The sequence below is a fragment of the Amycolatopsis benzoatilytica AK 16/65 genome (assembly GCF_000383915.1).
In the GTDB taxonomy this organism is placed as follows: Bacteria; Actinomycetota; Actinomycetes; order Mycobacteriales; family Pseudonocardiaceae; genus Amycolatopsis; species Amycolatopsis benzoatilytica.
In genome coordinates this window covers 6051764-6069588 of the sequence record NZ_KB912942.1, presented here as the reverse complement: position 1 = coordinate 6069588, position 17825 = coordinate 6051764, and the positions used below count along the sequence as shown (strand labels likewise).

Genomic DNA, 17825 nt, shown 5'->3' with positions numbered 1-17825 from the left:
AGGTCGCGATCAGGAATCCGTGCTGCGCACCGGCTCGGCGGAGGGGGTCTCGTTCCGAGCCCGGTTCCAGCCAAGCAGCAGCAGCGGGGTCGCCAGCATCAAGGCGCCCGCCAGGCCGAGCCCGCCGCGCGTGCCCAGCCACGCCGCGACCAAACCCCACAGCAAGGTCAGCCCCGCGGTGGTCGCGGTGCTGCTGATCCGCCACGCCGACAACACGCGGCTGACATACCGGTCGTCGGTCTCCTCCAGGCGATAAGTCGCCAGGACGGTGCTGTACATCGCCGCGCAGACGATCAGCCCGAACTCCACCGCCATCACCCACGTGAGCCCGGCGAACCCGGCCGGTACGAACGCCAGCAGTACTGACCAGCAGGCCCGCGCGGTCGCCAGGACCGGCAGCAGCCGGACCCGGCCGTACCGGGGCACCAGCCGCCGGGCGAGTTGGGAACCGAGCAGGCCGCCGAGGCAGGGCACACCGAACGCGAGCCCGTACTCCCAGGTCGGGAAGCCGAGTTCGCCGAGAAGCAGCACGGCCAGCAGCGGGGTGGTCGCCATGATCAGGCCGTTGACCAGGCAGCCGTTGAGGAACAGCATGCGCAACCGGGCGTGCTGGAAGAGGTATCGCCAGCCCTCCGCCAGGTCCGCGGCCCGGAACCCGGCCGAGCGGACGGCCGGGATGCGTTCGGCGGTGCGGATCGTCGAGAGGGAAAGCGCGGACAGCAGATAGCTGACCGCGTCCAGGACCACAGTGGTGAGCGGGCCGAACAGGCCGATCGCCGCGCCGCCGGCCGGCGGCCCGATCGCGGTGGCGGTCCACTGCGTCGTCTCGAACCGGCCGTTGGCCGCCAGCAGGTCTGGACCGGAGGCGAGCGACTTCAGATACGCGCCGCTGGCGGCGGTGAACGTGATGTTCGCCGCCGAGACGAGCACCGATACGACCACCAGTTGCGGGAACGTCAGAGCGTCGAGCAGGTAGGCGGGCAGCAGGGTCGCCAGCGCGACGAACCGGACCAGGTCCATCGCGACCAGCACGGGCCGTTTCCGCCGGAATTCGACCCACGGACCGAGCGGAAGCGCGATCAGTGCGCCGGCCGCGAGCCCCGCGCCGGCCAGCAGGGACACCTGCGCGGCTGTGGTGTGCAGCACTCGCACGGCGATGATCGAGAAGGCGTCGAGGGCGAGGTAGCTGCCCGCGGTGCTCACCGCGAAAGCCAGCCACAATCGGCCAAAGTCCTTGCCCAGAACCAATTTCATCCCCCTCGTCCAGCACCGCAGCCAACCACCCGGCGTCGCCGGTGGCAAACAACCGTGCGCACAACCGGTGGTTGTCGCCACCGCTACCGGCCCCCGTCGCAGGTCACCTGTGCCGACTCGCGACAATGGACGCCGTTGCCGTCAGCCGCGAGAAGGGACATCACGTGCGGGATCTGGTCGAGATCGGCATGGGCCGCACCGCGCGGCGGGCGTACGGCCTCGATGACGTGGAGATCGTGCCGTCGCGGCGGACGCGCTCGTCGTCGGTGGTGTCCACCGCGTGGAAGATCGATGCCTACCAGTTCGACCTGCCGCTGGTCACCCACCCGACCGACGCGATCGTGTCGCCGGGCACCGCGGTGTCGATCGGCGAGCTGGGCGGTCTCGGCGTGCTCAACGCCGAGGGCCTGTGGGCGCGGCACGCGAACGTCGAGGAGGCGATCTTCCGCCTCGTCCGCGCGGCCGAGGACAGCGAAGACCCGACCGCGGTCGTGCGCGAGCTGCAGGAGCTGCACGCCGCGCCGATCCGGCTCGACCTGCTGACCGAGGCGATCAAGACGGTCCGCGAGTCGGGCGTGACGGTGGCCGCGCGGGTCAGCCCGCAGCACGCCGCCGAGCTGACCCCGGACCTGCTCGCGGCCGGCGTCGAGATCCTGGTCGTGCAGGGCACGATCATCTCCGCCGAGCACGTGCAGCGCGACGCGGAACCGCTCAACCTCAAGGAGTTCATCGGGCGGCTCGACGTCCCGGTGATCGCCGGCGGCGTCAGCGACTACCGCACCGCGATGCACCTGATGCGCACCGGCGCGGCCGGCGTGATCGTCGGGCACGGTTACACCGAAGGCGTCACCAGCACCGACCGAGTGCTCGGCATCGGCGTCCCGATGGCGACGGCGATCGTCGACGCGGCCGCGGCCCGCCGCGACTACCTGGACGAGACCGGTGGCCGCTACGTGCACGTCCTCGCCGACGGCGGCATCACCACCTCCGGCGACATCGCGAAGGCCATCGCCTGCGGCGCGGACGCGGTGATGCTCGGTGCTCCGCTGGCGACCGCGGCCGAAGCCCCCGGCCAGGGCCTGTACTGGACCTCCGCGGCGGCGCACCCGTCGCTCCCGCGCTCGCGCGTGGTGGCCGGCCCGGACTCGGACTTCGCGGCGGACCTCAAGACGCTGCTGTTCGGCCCGTCCTCGGACGCGGAGGGGGTCGTCAACCTGTTCGGCGCGCTGCGCCGCGCGATGGCGAAGACCGGGTACTCGGACCTGAAGGAGTTCCAGCGCGTCGGACTGTCCGTGCGCGGCTGAGTCTGCTCCGGCTGTCCGTGAAGGGCTCCTTCCGGGAATCTGATTCCCGGAAGGAGCCCTTCACGGCTTTTGACCGGTCGGGGTAAACCGGCGGGTAACTTAGGGCTGGCCTGTCGGGGACGCGCGGGTTACGCTGCTACCTGTGACTGCCAGTAACACCACCACGCGGCAAGAGCCGGACTACGACGTTCTCGTGGTCGGCTCCGGATTCGGCGGCAGCGTCGCGGCGTTGCGGCTGACCGAGAAGGGCTACCGCGTCGCGGTGGTCGAGGCCGGCAGGCGATTCGCCGACGACGAGTTCGCCAAGACGTCCTGGGACCTCAAGCGCTACCTCTGGGCTCCGCAGCTCGGCTGCTACGGCATCCAGCGCATCCACATGCTCAACGACGTGATGGTGCTGGCCGGCGCGGGCGTCGGCGGCGGTTCGCTGGTGTACGCGAACACGCTGTACCGGCCGCTCAAGCCGTTCTACCAGGACCGGCAGTGGGCGCACATCACCGACTGGGAGAGCGAGCTCGCGCCGCACTACGACCAAGCCAGCCGGATGCTCGGGGTGGTGACGAACCCGACGATCACTCCGTCGGACGTGGTGATGCGCGACGTCGCGAAGGACATGGGCGTGGCGGATACGTTCCACGCGACGCCGGTCGGGGTGTACTTCGGCAAGCCCGGCGAGACGGTGCGGGACCCGTACTTCGGCGGGGCCGGGCCGGATCGTGTCGGCTGCACCGAATGCGGTGCGTGCATGACTGGCTGCCGGGTCGGCGCGAAGAACACGCTGGTGAAAAATTACCTGTACCTGGCCGAAAAGGGCGGCGCGCAGGTCATCCCGCTCACCACCGTGACGTCGGTCAGCCCGCGCGGCGACGGGTACGCGATCACGCTGCAGAAGACCGGAACCCGCTCGCAGCGCTTCCGCACGACGGTCACCGCGACGCAGGTCATCTTCGCCGCGGGCACCTGGGGCACGCAGAACCTGTTGCACCGCATGAAGGACACCGCGGTGCTGCCGAAGCTGTCGCGCCGGCTCGGCGAGCTGACGCGGACGAACTCCGAGGCCATCATCGGGGCGGCGCGCACGACGGTGGACCCGGACCGCGATTTCAGTCGCGGCGTCGCGATCACCTCGTCGATTCATCCGGACGAGAACACGCACATCGAGCCGGTGCGCTACGGCAAGGGCAGCAACGCGATGAGCCTGCTGCAAACCGTTGCCACCGACGGATCTTCGCCGGTGCCGCGGTGGCGGCAGGCGGTCACGTTCCTGGTCAAGCACCCGGTGCAATCGGCGAAACTGCTGAACGCCTACCGGTGGAGCGAGCGCACGGTGATCCTCTTGGTGATGCAGAGCCTGGACAATTCCATCACCACCTACACCAAGCGCGGGCTTTTCGGGCGGCGGAAGTACACGTCCAAGCAGGGCCACGGCGAGCCGAACCCGAGCTTCATTCCGGCAGGGCACGAGGCGAACGTCCGGACCGCCGAACGGATCGGCGGGATGCCGGGCGGGACCTGGGGCGAGGTCTTCGACATTCCGCTGACCGCGCACTTCATCGGCGGCGTGCCGATCGGCGACAGCGCCGAGTCCGGCGTGATCGACCCGTACCACCGGGTATACGGCTATCCCGGACTGTCCGTTGTGGACGGTTCGGCGATCACCGCGAACCTCGGCGTGAACCCGTCGCTCACCATCGCCGCGCAGGCGGAGCGGGCGTTCTCCTTCTGGCCCAACAAGGGCGAGGAAGACCAGCGGCCGGAGCAGAGCACCGGGTACGCCCGGATGGAGCCGGTCGCGCCGAAGAATCCGGCGGTTCCGGAGAGCGCCCCGGCGGCACTGCGCCGGTGAAAGCTTCGGCGGGGATAGCTCCGGCGGGGAAAGCTGGTCGTTGACTGCCGGCCGTTGACTTCCGGTCCTATGATCGCGAGGTGACGAGTACGCGGCTGGGTCGGATCCGGGAATTGCACGAGGTGTGGGCCCGGGTCGCGGGTGCGTTGCCGGCGGCGGCGTTCCGCGAGCCGAGCGCGTTGCCCGGTTGGACGCGGGCGCACCTGCTCACCCACTTCGCGCGCAACGCCGACGGCCTCGGCAACCTGCTGACCTGGGCGGAGACCGGGGTCGAGCAGTCGATGTACGGCCCCGGCACGGCCCGCGACGACGACATCGAAGCGGGCGCGCGCCGGGAGGCCGAGGAGATCGTGGCCGACGTGATCGCGTCCGGCCGCCGATTCGAGGAACAGGCTGCGCGGGCGGCGGAAGCCGCGTGGTCGGCGCAGATCAAGCACCGGCTGGGTCAGCTGCTGACCGGTGCCGATCTGCTGACTTTGCGGCTCGCGGAAGCGACGATCCATCTGGTCGACCTCGATGCCGGCCACGATTTCGCCAGCGCGACCGGGTTGCTCGGCGAGCACTTGGACGCGGTGGTGTCGGCGCTGATCCGGGTGTCGCCGCACGAGGTGCCGTCGTTGCGGGTCAGCGACGGGACGCACACCTGGACGCTGGGCGACGGCGGCGAACTGGTCGCCGGCTCGCCGGGCGCGGTGCTGGCGTGGCTGACCGGGCGCGGCGACGCGGAGTCGCTGACCGGGCCGGTGCCGGACTTCCGTTCGCTGATCTGACCCGGCGCCGCCGAGCGGGCCCGGGAAATAATCAACGACAGCTTTGTGCGCGCTGAGCTTGCCACCGGGGCGCGGACTGGACAGGGTGAACGCTGTGATGACCTTCGTACCCGGGCACCCGCTCGAGGAGGACGGCACGCCGTCTCGCAACCCCAGCCCGGGCCGGTGCGTCTGAATGACCATGACTGTCGGGAGAAGGACTTTCCTGCGCGCGGCCGGGCTGGCGGCCGTCGGCGCGGCGGCCGCGGCCTGCGGTTCGACCCAGGCTCCGCCGGTGCCGGACACGCGTCCGACGACGTCGTCGGTGCCGCCGAGCCCCAGCGCGAGCACCCCGCCGGCCGGTCCGCCGGACTGGAACGCGTTGCGCGGCAAGGTTTCCGGCGGTCTGGTGCTGCCGGACGACAATGGATTCGCCACCGCGAAGCGAGCCTTCAACCCGCTTTTCGACGGGCGGAAACCGGCTGCGGTGGCCAACTGCGCGAAGCCGGAAGACGTGCAGGCATGCGTCGCCGCGGCGGGCGGCCGGGTGCCGCTGGCCGCGCGCAGCGGCGGGCACAGTTACGCCGGGTACTCGGCCCCGGACGGCGGGCTGGTCATCGACGTCGGCGGCATGTCCGGCGTGGACGTGCAGGGCGAGCAGGTCGTGATCGGCGCGGGCGCGCGGCTCGGCGACGTGTATTCCGCGCTGGCGAAGGCCGGTCGCTGCCTGCCCGCGGGTTCGTGTCCGACGGTCGGCATCGCCGGGCTCGCACTCGGCGGCGGCATCGGCGTGCTGGCCCGCAAATACGGGCTGACCTGCGACCGTTTGCAGTCCGCGCAAATCGTGACGCCGGACGGCAAACTGCGCACGGTCAGCGCGGACGCGGACGCGGATCTCTTCTGGGCGCTGCGTGGCGGCGGCGGCGGAAACTTCGGTGTGGTCACGTCGTTCACCTTCAGCACGGTGGAAGCGCCGACCATCACGGTCTTCTCGCTGCGGTTCGCGGCCGGCTCGGCGGGGGACGTGGTCGACGCGTGGCAGCGCTGGCTGCCGACGACACCGCCCGAGCTGTGGTCGAACTGCGTCGTGTCCGGCGGCGCCAGCGGGGCAAGCCGGATCGGCGGCGCGTTCGTCGGCAGCTCGAGCCAGCTGACGGCGGCGCTCGGCGGGCTGTCCGTCTCGCCGACCAAACGGACCATGAAGACGCTCAGCTACGGCGCGGCGATGAACTACTTCTCCGGCAGCTCGGACCGGCAGACCTTCGTGGCCTCGTCGCGGATCATCACTGACCCGGTCGACGGCGGCACAGTCGCCGATCTCGCGTCCGGGCACGTCGGAATGGATCTGCTGATCGACGGACTCGGCGGCGCGGTCGGTGCCGTCGCGCCCGCGGACACCGCGTTCTGGCATCGGAAAGCGCTGGCCAGCATCCAGGTCTACGCACCGGCGACCGCGTCCAATCAGGACAGTGTGCGCAAGTCGGTGTCCACTGTGGTCGCCGGGCTGTCCGACGCCGGCGCGCACGGCGGCTACGTGAACTACATCGACCCGGAGCTGCCGGACTGGAAGACCGCCTACTACGGCGACAACGCGGCCCGGCTGGACCAGGTGGCGAAGAAGTACGACCCGAACGGCTTCTTCAAGTTCGCGCAGAGCGCGTGAAACCTCGGGCGGGGCAAGGCCAGTCCTTGCCCCGCCCGAGCCGCTACAGATCCACGCCGGTGAAGACGGTCACTCTCTCCTCGGTCAGGTCGTTCATCGCCGACAGCACGCCTTCGCGGCCGACGCCGGAACCCTTCACCCCGCCGTAGGGCATCTGATCCGCGCGGTAGGACGGCACGTCGCCGATGATCACGCCGCCGACTTCCAGCTCCGCCGAAGCGTGGAATGCCAGCTGGACGTCGCTGGTGAACACCCCGGCCTGCAACCCGTACGCGGACGCGTTCACCGCGGCGAACGCCTCGTCCACACCATCCACAATGGACACCGCAAGCACCGGCCCGAAGATTTCCTCCGCCCAGGCCTTGGCATCCGCTGGAACATCGGTGAGCAGCGTCGGTGCGACCGACGCGCCGGAACGGGTCCCGCCGGTCAGCACCCGGGCACCGCCGGCGACCGCTTCCTCGACCCACGCGACGATCCGCTTCGCCGCGGCTTCGTCGACGACCGGGCCGACATCGGTGTTGCGGTCGTAAGGATCGCCGGTCTGCTGCGCTTCGACGGCCTCGGTCAGCGCAGGCACGAACTCCTCGGCGATCGCCGCGTCCACGATCACCCGCTGTACCGCGATGCACGACTGGCCGGCCTGGTAGTTGCCGAACGTCGCGATCCGCTGCGCCGCGCCTTCCACGTCCGGCCAGTCCCGCAGCACGACCGCCGCCGCGTTGCCGCCCAGTTCGAGGACGACGTGCTTGCGCGCCGCCGCGTCCGCGATCGACCAGCCGACCGGGCCCGAGCCGGTGAACGACACCACCGGCAGCCGCGGGTCGGCGACGAGCGCCTGAGTCGCCTCGTTCCCCAACGGCAGTACCGAAAACGCGCCGCCCGGCAGGTCGGTCTCGGCCAGCAATTCGCCGAGCATCAGCGACGACAACGGCGTGCGCGGCGCGGGTTTGACGATGATCGGCGCGCCCACCGCGAGCGCCGGCGCGACCTTGTGCGCGACCAGGTTCAGCGGGAAGTTGAACGGCGCGATGCCGAGCACCGGACCGCGGGGAACGCGGCGCGTCAGCGCGAGCCGGGCGTCGCCGGACGGGTCGGCGTCGAGCCGCTGCACGTCGCCGGTGAATCGGCGCGCCTCCTCGGCGGCGATCCGGAACACCGACACCGCGCGCTTGACCTCGGCCTCGGCCCACTTCAACGGCTTGCCGTTCTCGGCCGTGATCACCTCGGCGAACTCGTCGGCTCGCATCGCCAGCCCTCGCGACACCTGCTCGAGCGCTCCCGCCCGCTGGTGCGCAGGGGTGCGCCGGAACTCCTTCGCGACCGCGCCCGCCGCGGCCACCGCCCGTTCTACCTGCTCGGCGCTGGGCACCGCGACGGTCGCCACTTCGCTGCCGTCGAACGGATGGTGCACCACCAAGGTGTCCGAGCCCTGTTCAGCCTGACCGGCGATCCACGCGGGCCGGGGCTGTGGGGTGATCGTGTCCATGCGCACCAAGGTATGGGGGAGCGGCAGGTTCGGCACCCCGGCCCAGTGCGTTTGTCCCGGCAGCGAGATGACATTTGTCCGGAGCGCTCGGCGACCCAGGGTTCGACGGTCGAGCCATGACCAACTCGGCCGCCGTTCGCTGGTCCGCCAATCCGATCCGGGCCTGCTTCGCCCGGATCGGCCCCACTCGTCGCCCGATCCTGACCGGCGTGGTGCTTGTCCCGACCGCGCTCGCGCGCCGCCGAACCGCCTCAGGGGTTGTACGTCGCCGCCATCCTGCTCGCGCCGCTGGCCGTTCTCGACACTGTGCTGCACGACAACCACGGAATGCCCGCCCTGCTCGGGATGGCGCTGGGCATGCTGCTCACCGGTTTCGGTAGAGGTCTCGCAGCAGCAGAACCTCCGCGCAGTGGTGAATCATCTCGCGATTGATGTGCAGGACCAGCGCAGCCATCGAGTATTCCGCGTACGGCCCCTCGGCCGGACCGCATGAGCGCTCCAACGCTTCCGCGTCGAGGCTGCGTACGCCGGCGATCCAGTTCGCGTACGCGTCGTCGAGCTGCTTCAGCGCTTCATCGGCCGTGCCGGCGTACGCGAAGTCCTGATAGGTCATCGGCGGCCCGCCGAAATGCGACGCGGCCCGCATGCCGAGCACGCCGACGATGACGTGCGCGAGCCGCCACGCGATCGTGGTCACCGGCGGCGGCGTCGGCTCGGGGAACGAGAAGTCGACGGTGAAGTCGCCGGTTCCCGGGCCGTCCGGCTTCTCCGCCCGGGGACGGATCGTCCAGCAGCCGTCGACTGGCTGCCAGAGGTACTCGTCGTCGGCGAGCCCGGTCAGCCGCTCCCGGACGTGGTGCTGCCAGTGCCAGTCGAGCTGATCGGCCAGTTCACTGCTCCAGGTGATGGTCATGCCGGAACGGTAAGCCGGTTCGCGGACAGCTCGCGTCCTCATTGCGGGGGCATTGCCGACGTGACGGGGCCCACCTGGGACGATGGTGGCAAAAGCGCTGATACCTGGAGGTCTTGGGTGGCCACTCCCACCGGTCCGGTACTCGTCATGGACTTCGGGGCGCAGTACGCGCAGCTGATCGCCCGTCGCGTGCGCGAGGCGCAGGTCTTCTCCGAGGTCGTGCCGTCCAGCGCGACCGTCGAGGAGCTGCTCGCCAAGAACCCGTCCGCGATCATCCTGTCCGGCGGCCCGTCGAGCGTCTACGCCGAGGGCGCGCCCGCGATGGACCCGAAGCTGGTCGAGGCCGGCGTGCCGATCCTCGGCATCTGCTACGGCCACCAGTTGCTCGCCCGCGCGCTCGGCGGTGTCGTCGAGCCGACCGGGGTGCGCGAGTTCGGCCGCACCGACGTGCGGATCCTCGGCGAGGGCGGCGTCCTGCACACCGGGCTGCCCGGTCACCAGACGGCGTGGATGAGCCACAACGACAGCGTCACCAAGGCCCCCGAAGGCTCGGTCGTCACGGCCAGCTCGGACGGTGCCGAGGTAGCCGGGTTCGAGGACGTCGAGCGGCGCTTCGCGGGCGTGCAGTACCACCCGGAGGTGGCGCACTCGCCGCACGGCCAGGAGGTGCTGCGCCGGTTCCTGTACGAGATCGCCGGCGTCACCCCGCAGTGGACCACTTCGTCCATTGTGGACGAGCAGGTGGCCAGGATCGCCGAGCAGGTCGGCGAGGGCCGGGCGATCTGCGGCCTGTCCGGCGGTGTCGACTCGGCGGTGGCCGCGGCGCTGGTCCAGCGCGCCATCGGCGACCGGCTGACCTGTGTGTTCGTCGACCACGGCCTGCTGCGGGCGGGCGAGCGCACCCAGGTGGAGCGCGATTTCGTGGCCGCGACCGGCGTCAACCTGGTCACCGTCGACGCGCGCGAGCGGTTCCTGACCGCGCTGGCCGGCGTCACCGACCCGGAGCAGAAGCGCAAGATCATCGGCCGCGAGTTCATCCGCGTGTTCGAGCAGGCCGAACGCGACCTGAAGGCGCAGGGCGACTACAAGTTCCTGGTCCAGGGCACGCTGTACCCGGATGTCGTGGAGTCCGGCGGCGGCGAGGGCACCGCGAACATCAAGAGCCACCACAACGTCGGCGGCCTGCCCGACGACCTGCAGTTCGAACTGGTCGAACCGCTGCGGCTGCTGTTCAAGGACGAGGTCCGCCGGGTCGGCTTGGAGCTGGGCCTGCCGGAGACGATCGTGCAGCGCCAGCCGTTTCCCGGCCCGGGGCTGGGCATCCGGATCATCGGCGAGGTGAACGCGGAGCGCCTGGAAATCCTGCGCGCGGCGGACGCGATCGCCCGCGAGGAGCTCACCGCGGCCGGGCTGGACCAGCAGATCTGGCAGTGCCCGGTGGTGCTGCTGGCGGACGTTCGCAGCGTCGGCGTCCAGGGCGACGGGCGGACCTACGGCCACCCGATCGTGCTGCGCCCGGTGTCGTCGGAAGACGCGATGACCGCGGACTGGACCCGGCTGCCGTACGAGACGCTGGAGCGGATCTCGACCCGGATCACGAACGAAGTGGCCGATGTCAACCGCGTGGTGCTGGACGTGACGAGCAAGCCGCCGGGCACCATCGAGTGGGAATGACGAAAACGGGGCCCGGACGCTGAGTCCGGGCCCCGTTCTTCGCATTACGGGCGACGTTTCCGGAAGGACGCTCCGACCATCAGCACCCCGCAGAAGACCGCGGCACCGGCGAAGATCCACCGGAAGTCGAAGGACGGCAGCCAGCTGGAACCGTCGGAGAGCACGTAGCCGGAGACGAGCAGCGTCGCGATCCCGACGAAGAGCGTGATCAGGTCGACGCCCCGCTTGCGCTCCACCGGAGCCTCGGTTTCCTGGTAGCCGTAAGGGTTGTCAGCCACGGAGCACCTCCACGTTGCCCACGCCGTTCTTGACGTGCAGGGTGATCTGCTGCCCGCCGGGACCGTCGGCGCCGTTGTCGGTGCCGCTGATGGTGGGCTGTCCGACGCCGTCCGACGAGCGATTCAGGCAGTCGATCGAGCCCGCGCTGGTGTCGCAAGTGAAGGTGACGTCGGCGTTCGCCGGGACGACGACCTTGGTGTCGCCCGCGCCGTTCGAGACCGTGGTGCTGATCGGACCGGTCGCGGGCAGCTGCGTCAGGTCGAGCCGGATGTTCCCGGCGGCGTGCCGGTACACCGGTTGCAGCTCGGCCACCGACCGGGGAGAAGCGGACAGGTCGCCGACACCGCCGCGGACGTTGAAGTTGTCGAACGTGCTGTTGGTGAGCACCAGCCCGGCAATCGACAGCGGAATCGCGAGCGCGATCAGCCCCTTCCCGCCGCGTGCGAACGCACCGGCGACGAGCCCGATGCCGAGCACGCCCAGCGTCAGCCCGATGATGTGCTGCAGGCTGAACCAGTCGATCCCGTTGAAGCCGAGCGCGATCCCGACCCCGGCCACGATGATCGCGGTGCCGAAGGTGGCCGCCCCGACCTTGGACCGCCGCCGAGGCGGCCGCGGAGCCGACGGCTCGTTGTAGTCGTAGTTGTCAGCAGGAGTCGCGGGCTCTGGCAGGTCCCATCCGGCCGGGTCCGCGGCCAGCGGATCCCATCCCGGTGCCGCCGCCGACGTCGGCGCATCGCTGTTCATCGTGAAAGCTCCGGTTCCGGAAGCGGCCGGAGCGGCGGCCGCGAACGCGGCAACCGGCGCCGGACGGTTGTCCTGCCCGCGGGTGCGGTGCAGGAGATAGAGGCAGGTCGAGATCAGCGCGAACCCGATGAGGCCACCGCCGTCGAACCAGCCGACGCCGCCGAAGGTCCAGCCGCCGACCGGGATCACCGCGATCGACAGCGCGATCGTGAAGACTTTGGACATACTCGAATGCCCGCGCCCGAGCAACGCCTCGAAACCGGAGGTCTCATCGTGCTCCTCGGGGAAGAACAGCCACCCGAGCAGGTAAAACATGAGCCCGAACCCGCCGAAAACGGTCGCGGCCACCAACGCGACCCGAATGACCACCGGATCGATCCCATAGCGATCCCCAAGAGCCGCCGCAACGCCGGCAACCTTCCGACGCGAGTGCGGCCGCCGCGGCCTGCTGGCCCAGAAGTCCTTGACGGTCTCCTCGAACCCGTTCAGCGGATTCGTCCGCGGAGACCGCGCCTCGTTCGCACCACTCATGGGATACAGCATGGTGGACAGCGGGAGGGGGCACATCGGGGAAGGTCCCTGAGTTCATCCCGGAGGTTGTTCCCTGAGCTGAGGGCGAAGTGTGAGGCGGTTCGCGCGATACGGAATGAGCGCCGCTTGCACCAACGACCGGGATGCGATTGGGCTGATGGCCAGGTCGGCCCTGCAATCGTTGGGCTAGGAGGGCGGCTTGAGCGCTGGCGATTCCTTAAGACGGCTGGCGCATACGGTTCGGGACGGAGGGGAAGCGTTGGCAGGTGAGAGCCGTCCAGCAGAAGGGCTCGGATAAGCCCGACGAACGGGTTCGCGACATGGCGACGGGGTTTCACCGGCAGGTTGACGTGCCCAGAACGCTGGAATCGTTCGACTGCCTCCGGTGACCACCGCGCGGGCGAGGTTTCTTCGGCGAAGACGCTGAAAGGGGAGCGCCAGCCGCTCCAACCTCGACGAGCCTGGTATTGGCGGATGATTTTCCGTATCTGGTCCCGGTCCTAGTTGGGTCTTGAATGCCTAGTCCGGGCTGATCCGGGTGAGGTCTCAGGGGTGCTCCTCGCTGGACGCCTTATGCGGGCAACTTGGGTTCTACGGCGGCTGCTACATTCGCGGCCATCTTGCAAGCTCCGTCGGTATCTGATCCTGATGTGACCACCACGAGAACTCGTGAGTTTTCTCCGACCGCCATGTTGATCTGGCAACCGCCGGATATCCCCAAAGGTGCGGGCTGTTCGATGGATGCGCGTTTTTTAATGTGACCGGTGCGAGCGGTCTCTGGGTGATTGACGTTATCGGTGTAACGCTGACCGCTTTGCAGGGAGAGTGCGACGACTACAGACGGTGCCGAGCTGCCGCTCGGTGGAAGCTTCTGGCTTCCGCAGGTGCGCTTAGAATCAGCGACTGTTGGTTTGGCTGGAGGGAATCCTTGTCCGGCAAGTGCTTGATCGAGCAAATCGCATTGGTTCAATCCGGTGAGCGAACCTTCTGCTGAACTCGCGGACGAGCTGGGCGCGGAAGGAGATGTCGGTGTAGACGATTCCGTTGCCCCGTCAACGGACTTTGAGCATCCGCCCAGTGCCGCGACTGCGCTGAGCAAGGTCAGAATTCCGAAAGATTTCTTGATGGTCGTCACTTTTCTTGGATCTTCTTTTCGAGATCAGCGAACGTCTGACTGTTTTCGGATTCGTTTTCTTTGTAGTTTTTACGGGCTATGGTCAAAGCTCATCGTGCGGTCTCAACGGCGATCTTCATTTTGTTGAGATTAGGTAGCATCGACTGATTGTCGCCGTTGGCTACTTGTGTGTTGAAGGTGGCTACTCGACCCGCGTAGTCGGAGCTGCCCATCTGAGCTTCTTGTGACAGCAATTGCAAATCCAGACTCATTGAGTCGAAGCCGTGCAGAAAGAAGTCGCAAGCTTTCATATATGCCTGAAATCCAGCTTCATTGATCGCAAAGGCTCCCTCCTGTGCGAGCGTCTTCATCTGGGATCCTGCGGTGCGCATCTTCTCGGCTGCTTTGGAGTCGACTGGGCCGGCGAACAGACCAGAGAGGAAAACGTTTGCCGCGTCTCCTGGTGAGTTTGGCGGGCCGGAGGGCGCTGGGTCGTCAGGGACGAATGCTGAGTCTGTCATGCGTTGCTCCTGCCAGTCGCACTAGCGCCGCTGATCGAGCGCAGAGATGTCGTTGAGGTCGTCAGCTGGGTCAACCTCCCAGCACTGGCGGAGTGATCTTCTCCCCGTTCGGCCCCCGCTCCGGGCGGACCTCGAACACCTCGTCTGGGTCGACCTGGGTTGGGATCTTGTTCTTGTGTTCCTTGTCGTCTTCCTTCTTCTTCCCGCCACCCGCAGCACCAGCACCCGCAGCACCGGCTTTCCCGCCCTTGCCGCCGGCATTAGCCGCTGCGGTAGCGCCGCGCTCAAGCCGCTCAGCAGCACCCTTTCCGCTGCCCTTGCCCTCTCCCGGCTTCCCCTCCGACTCCCCGGCACCAGTGACCCGGCCGCCTGCGCCACCGCCGCGTGTCCCGCCGGCGCCGGTCCCCGCTCGGCCCCGGGTCGACGTGGATTCCGAGCTGGACCCAGGCGTCCCGACGTTGCCGCCGAACGTCATGCCTTCCGGCGAAAGCCGTCCTCCGATGCCGGGCGTCGGACGAAGGCCGCCGGTGCCGCCGGTTAGGCCCGGGTTCCCGAGCGGTCCGGTGCCAGTGCTGACCCCCGGTGCCGGGTTGTACGGCGTCCCGCCGCTCCCGCCCGCGGGCGGGACGAAGCCGGAGGAACCGCCCGGCCCGTTCGGCACCGACGACCCGGAACCGCTGAACGCGTGCCCGCCCGGACCGGTGTACGGGCCGCTGGACATGCCGCCCGACGTGGTGACCGGTGCCGCGCTGCTAGCCGTCGTGCTGTCGCTGTTCATCTGTGGCGGCGGAGCGTAAACCGGCTGCGTCGTAGAAGTCTCGTGGTACGTCTGGTCCAGGTTGTGCATGACCTGCACCGCTTGCTGGTGCGCGGCGTCCGCCGCCTGCTGCTTGACCGCGACGTTCGCCATGGCGGTCGCCCCCTGGATGGGGTTGCCGTCCTGGTACGCCTGGGTTGCCTTGTCTATCTCGGCCTGCTGGTTGAACCCGGTCGGCTCCGGCATGTTCCGGTGCGCGTAGTCAGCTGCGGCGGACTGCTGCGAGTACCGGTTCGACACCAGTTGCATCGCGTTGCCGGTCTGCTCGGTGTGCTCTGCCGTGCTCTGGAAGAACGAGTGAGCTTGCTCGGCTGCCGCGCCCTGCCACTCGGCACCCGCCGTCGTCGCGGCGTCGCGGAACTGGTTGGACGCGTCCGCCAGCCAGTTGCCGTACGTATTAGTCACGCGACTGCGTTCGTTGATGCCGTCGAAATCCAGCCCGTGGTTGACCATCTTGTGCAGGTCCTCATGGCTGAACGACGCGTAGTTCGCGTCCGGTGCCGGCGCGTCGCTACGGGTCTGCTGGCCCTGGAGCAGCTGCTGGCCTTGCTGGACCGAGTAGGTCGAAGCTTCGTCTTGGGTCGACTGCTGGGCCCACTTCGAGACGCCGGCCATGAACGCCAGGTTCTCCTGGTACGTCCGGGCGTAGTAGTCGCCCGCAGACTCGACATGCTGAGCCCGGTGTTGGTCGGTCATGCTCGCCCTCCCCGGCATCGCGTGTACGCACTGTAGTCGGCCGCCCCCTGCATGGTACCGACTCCCGCCGTGCCGCCGCGGTCCTTCGCTGAAGTTTCCAGGGGAGTGGATCAGGGGCTTCCCCGATGTCGGGGCCGCTGGGGCGTGTGACGATGGGACCCGTGCAGGACTTTCTCGACCTTGGCGCCGCCTCGCGCGTTTCGACGGACCCTTCGACGCCGTCGACGCTCGTGTCCGCTCAGGTGACCGACGTCGCCGAACCGGAAAAGCGGCCCAAGATGTACCGGAGCCGGTCCGGGCGGACGGTGGCCGGTGTCGCGAGCGGGCTCGCCGAGCACCTCGGCGTACCGGTCGTCTGGGTGCGCGTGGTGTTCGCCTTGCTGGCCGCGCTCAACGGGGCCGGGCTGCTCGCATACGGCCTGCTCTGGGTGTTCGTCCCGCAGAGTTCCGAAGAAGCGGCCACCGCGCCCAAGCCGAACGACCGGCAGCGCGCGTACGGGCTGATCGTGCTGGGCATCGGCCTCGCGATCGCCAGCAGCACGCTCACCGGCACCATCCGCGGCTGGGTCGCGGTGCCGCTGGCGGTCGCTGCGCTTGGTGCGGCGGTCGTCTGGCGGGAAGCGGACGAGTCGCAGCGGCGGCGGTGGCGTGCCGGGGCCAGGGACGGGGTCGCCGGAGCGCTCGTCGGGGAGGGCGGCCGGGTCGCGGCGGCCATCCGGATTCTCGCCGGCGTCGCGCTGGTGGCCACCGGCATCGGCGTCGTCGTGTTCGCCACCGGCAGTTTCGACCAGGTCAAGTTTTCGCTGATCGCGGTCCTCGCGACGCTGGTCGGTGTCGCGGTCCTGACTATCCCGTTCTGGCTGCGGCTGGTCCGCGACCTCAGCGACGAGCGCCAGGCCCGCATCCGCACCGACGAACGCGCCGAGATCGCCGCCCACTTGCACGACTCCGTGCTGCAGACGCTCGCGCTGATCCAGCGCCAGGCCGACCAGCCCGCGGAGGTCGCCCGGCTCGCCCGTGGCCAGGAGCGCGAGCTGCGCGGCTGGTTGTACGGGCCTGGCGGCTACGGCAAGCCGAGCGAGACACGTACCAAAGAAGAGGAAGAGGGCGCTCGCCAGCAGCTGTCCGAGGCGCTCGCGGCCGCGTGCGGCGAGGTCGAGGACCAGTTCGCGATCTCGGTCGGCCAGGTCGTGGTCGGCGACGCGGAACTGAACCCGGCGCTCACCGCGCTGGTGCAAGCCGCCCGCGAGGCGATCGTCAACGCGGCCAAACACGCCGGGGTCGGCGAGGTCAGCGTGTTCGCCGAGGTCGAACCCACCGAAGTCACCGTGTTCGTGCGCGACCGCGGCAAGGGCTTCGACCCGGACGTGGTGCCCGCCGACCGGCACGGTCTCGCCGACTCGATCCGCGGCCGGATGGAACGCCACGGCGGCACCTGCAAGCTGCGCACCGCGCCGGGCGAAGGCACCGAAGTCCAGCTCGCCATGCCGGTGAAAGCGAGCAAAGGGGTGGCGTGACCTCGCTATGCTCGGGGGACGCGAGCGAGGGAGTGGCAGTCGTGACGGAGAGCCAGCGGGAGCCGGTCAAGGTCTTTCTCGTGGACGACCACGCGTTGTTCCGTGCAGGGGTGCGCACGGAACTCGACTCGATCACCGACGAGGTGCAGGTCGTCGGCGAAGCCGGTTCGGTCGCCGAGGCGGTCGCCGGGATCGCGCGGACCCGCCCGCAGGTGGTGCTGCTCGACGTGCACATGCCGGACGGCGGCGGGGCCGAAGTGCTCCGCCGGGTCCGCCCGGAACTGCCGGACATCGTGTTCCTCGCGCTGTCGGTGTCCGACGCGGCCGAGGACGTCATCGCGGTCATCCGCGCCGGCGCGCGCGGCTACGTCACTAAGACGATCTCGTCGAAGGAACTCGTTCGCGCCGTGGTCCGGGTGGCCGACGGCGACGCGGTGTTCTCGCCGCGGCTGGCCGGTTTCGTCCTCGACGCGTTCGCCGACCGCCCCGGCTCCGCGCCGATCAACGACCCCGAGCTGGACCTGCTCACCCCGCGCGAGCGCGACGTGCTGCGCCTGCTCGCCCGGGGCTACGCGTACAAGGAAATCGCCTCGGAGCTGTTCATCTCGGTGAAGACGGTCGAGACGCACGTGTCCAGCGTCCTGCGCAAGACCCAGCTGTCGAACCGCTACGAGCTCTCCCGCTGGGCCTCCGACCGCCGCCTGGTCTGAG

The 17825-nt window shown here is 69.2% G+C and carries 15 protein-coding genes; 7 read left to right on the top strand and 8 right to left on the bottom strand.

Annotated elements, in window-relative coordinates; translation table 11 throughout:
* Window positions 1–9: 9 nt before the first annotated feature.
* Entirely contained in the window at window positions 10–1254 is a 1245-nt protein-coding gene (locus AMYBE_RS42455; protein ID WP_020662713.1) for an MFS transporter, read from the bottom strand.
* Window positions 1255–1418: 164 nt separating this feature from the next.
* Here AMYBE_RS42455 and AMYBE_RS0127975 point away from each other — a divergent pair, with 164 nt between their 5' ends.
* From AMYBE_RS0127975 to AMYBE_RS0127960, 4 genes are all read left to right on the top strand, one after another.
* Window positions 1419–2558, top strand: a complete 1140-nt coding sequence (locus AMYBE_RS0127975; protein WP_027928090.1) for a GuaB3 family IMP dehydrogenase-related protein — start codon at window positions 1419–1421, stop codon at window positions 2556–2558.
* Window positions 2559–2700: 142 nt separating this feature from the next.
* Window positions 2701–4404 carry a GMC family oxidoreductase N-terminal domain-containing protein gene (locus AMYBE_RS0127970; protein WP_020662711.1) on the top strand — a complete coding sequence of 568 codons (1704 nt, stop codon included), beginning with the start codon at window positions 2701–2703 and terminating at the stop codon, window positions 4402–4404.
* A gap of 80 nt (window positions 4405–4484) precedes the next feature.
* Complete coding sequence (locus tag AMYBE_RS0127965; protein ID WP_034287314.1) at window positions 4485–5174, top strand: maleylpyruvate isomerase N-terminal domain-containing protein; 690 nt, start codon at window positions 4485–4487, stop codon at window positions 5172–5174.
* 175 nt (window positions 5175–5349) lie between these two features.
* Window positions 5350–6816: an FAD-binding oxidoreductase gene (locus AMYBE_RS0127960; protein WP_020662709.1), complete on the top strand. Its 1467-nt coding sequence runs from the start codon at window positions 5350–5352 to the stop codon at window positions 6814–6816.
* Window positions 6817–6859: 43 nt separating this feature from the next.
* Here the strand turns inward: AMYBE_RS0127960 and AMYBE_RS0127955 are convergent, their stop codons facing one another.
* Together AMYBE_RS0127955 and AMYBE_RS0127950 are read right to left on the bottom strand one after the other, a co-directional pair.
* Window positions 6860–8305, bottom strand: a complete 1446-nt coding sequence (locus AMYBE_RS0127955) for an aldehyde dehydrogenase family protein (protein WP_020662708.1) — start codon at window positions 8303–8305, stop codon at window positions 6860–6862.
* A 364-nt stretch (window positions 8306–8669) separates the two neighbouring features.
* Complete coding sequence (locus tag AMYBE_RS0127950) at window positions 8670–9218, bottom strand: DinB family protein (RefSeq protein WP_020662707.1); 549 nt, start codon at window positions 9216–9218, stop codon at window positions 8670–8672.
* 117 nt (window positions 9219–9335) lie between these two features.
* On the opposite strand from AMYBE_RS0127950, the gene guaA reads away from it, so the two are divergent.
* Window positions 9336–10892, top strand: a complete 1557-nt coding sequence (gene guaA / locus AMYBE_RS0127945) for a glutamine-hydrolyzing GMP synthase (protein WP_020662706.1) — start codon at window positions 9336–9338, stop codon at window positions 10890–10892.
* 44 nt (window positions 10893–10936) lie between these two features.
* Here guaA and AMYBE_RS0127940 read toward each other — a convergent pair whose 3' ends face one another.
* The 5 genes from AMYBE_RS0127940 to AMYBE_RS0127930 form a co-directional block, all read right to left on the bottom strand.
* Window positions 10937–11170, bottom strand: a complete 234-nt coding sequence (locus tag AMYBE_RS0127940; RefSeq protein WP_020662705.1) for a hypothetical protein — start codon at window positions 11168–11170, stop codon at window positions 10937–10939.
* A complete protein-coding gene (locus tag AMYBE_RS0127935; RefSeq protein ID WP_027928088.1) occupies window positions 11163–12449 on the bottom strand; it encodes a PspC domain-containing protein in 1287 nt (428 codons plus the stop codon). The genes AMYBE_RS0127940 and AMYBE_RS0127935 overlap by 8 nt, the downstream gene beginning before the upstream one ends.
* A gap of 571 nt (window positions 12450–13020) precedes the next feature.
* Entirely contained in the window at window positions 13021–13584 is a 564-nt protein-coding gene (locus AMYBE_RS44250) for a DUF3558 family protein (RefSeq protein WP_084470162.1), read from the bottom strand.
* 89 nt (window positions 13585–13673) lie between these two features.
* Window positions 13674–14084, bottom strand: a complete 411-nt coding sequence (locus tag AMYBE_RS44245; RefSeq protein WP_245573258.1) for a hypothetical protein — start codon at window positions 14082–14084, stop codon at window positions 13674–13676.
* Between the two features lie 70 nt (window positions 14085–14154).
* Window positions 14155–15597: a hypothetical protein gene (locus AMYBE_RS0127930; protein ID WP_020662703.1), complete on the bottom strand. Its 1443-nt coding sequence runs from the start codon at window positions 15595–15597 to the stop codon at window positions 14155–14157.
* Window positions 15598–15749: 152 nt separating this feature from the next.
* On the opposite strand from AMYBE_RS0127930, the gene AMYBE_RS0127925 reads away from it, so the two are divergent.
* Window positions 15750–17114 carry a PspC domain-containing protein gene (locus tag AMYBE_RS0127925; protein WP_034287311.1) on the top strand — a complete coding sequence of 455 codons (1365 nt, stop codon included), beginning with the start codon at window positions 15750–15752 and terminating at the stop codon, window positions 17112–17114.
* 41 nt (window positions 17115–17155) lie between these two features.
* Window positions 17156–17824, top strand: a complete 669-nt coding sequence (locus AMYBE_RS0127920) for a response regulator (RefSeq protein WP_020662701.1) — start codon at window positions 17156–17158, stop codon at window positions 17822–17824.
* Window position 17825 lies beyond the last annotated feature (1 nt).

Excerpts from the sequence above, each read along its gene's own strand:
- AMYBE_RS42455 (WP_020662713.1), bottom strand. The coding sequence starts at position 1,254 with ATGAAATTGGTTCTGGGCAAGGACTTTGGCCGATTGTGGCTGGCTTTC.
- AMYBE_RS0127960 (WP_020662709.1), top strand. The coding sequence starts at position 5,350 with ATGACCATGACTGTCGGGAGAAGGACTTTCCTGCGCGCGGCCGGGCTG.
- AMYBE_RS0127955 (WP_020662708.1), bottom strand. The coding sequence starts at position 8,305 with ATGGACACGATCACCCCACAGCCCCGGCCCGCGTGGATCGCCGGTCAG.
- AMYBE_RS0127950 (WP_020662707.1), bottom strand. The coding sequence starts at position 9,218 with ATGACCATCACCTGGAGCAGTGAACTGGCCGATCAGCTCGACTGGCAC.
- AMYBE_RS0127935 (WP_027928088.1), bottom strand. The coding sequence starts at position 12,449 with ATGAGTGGTGCGAACGAGGCGCGGTCTCCGCGGACGAATCCGCTGAAC.
- AMYBE_RS44245 (WP_245573258.1), bottom strand. The coding sequence starts at position 14,084 with ATGACAGACTCAGCATTCGTCCCTGACGACCCAGCGCCCTCCGGCCCG.
- AMYBE_RS0127930 (WP_020662703.1), bottom strand. The coding sequence starts at position 15,597 with ATGACCGACCAACACCGGGCTCAGCATGTCGAGTCTGCGGGCGACTAC.
- AMYBE_RS0127925 (WP_034287311.1), top strand. The coding sequence starts at position 15,750 with ATGGGACCCGTGCAGGACTTTCTCGACCTTGGCGCCGCCTCGCGCGTT.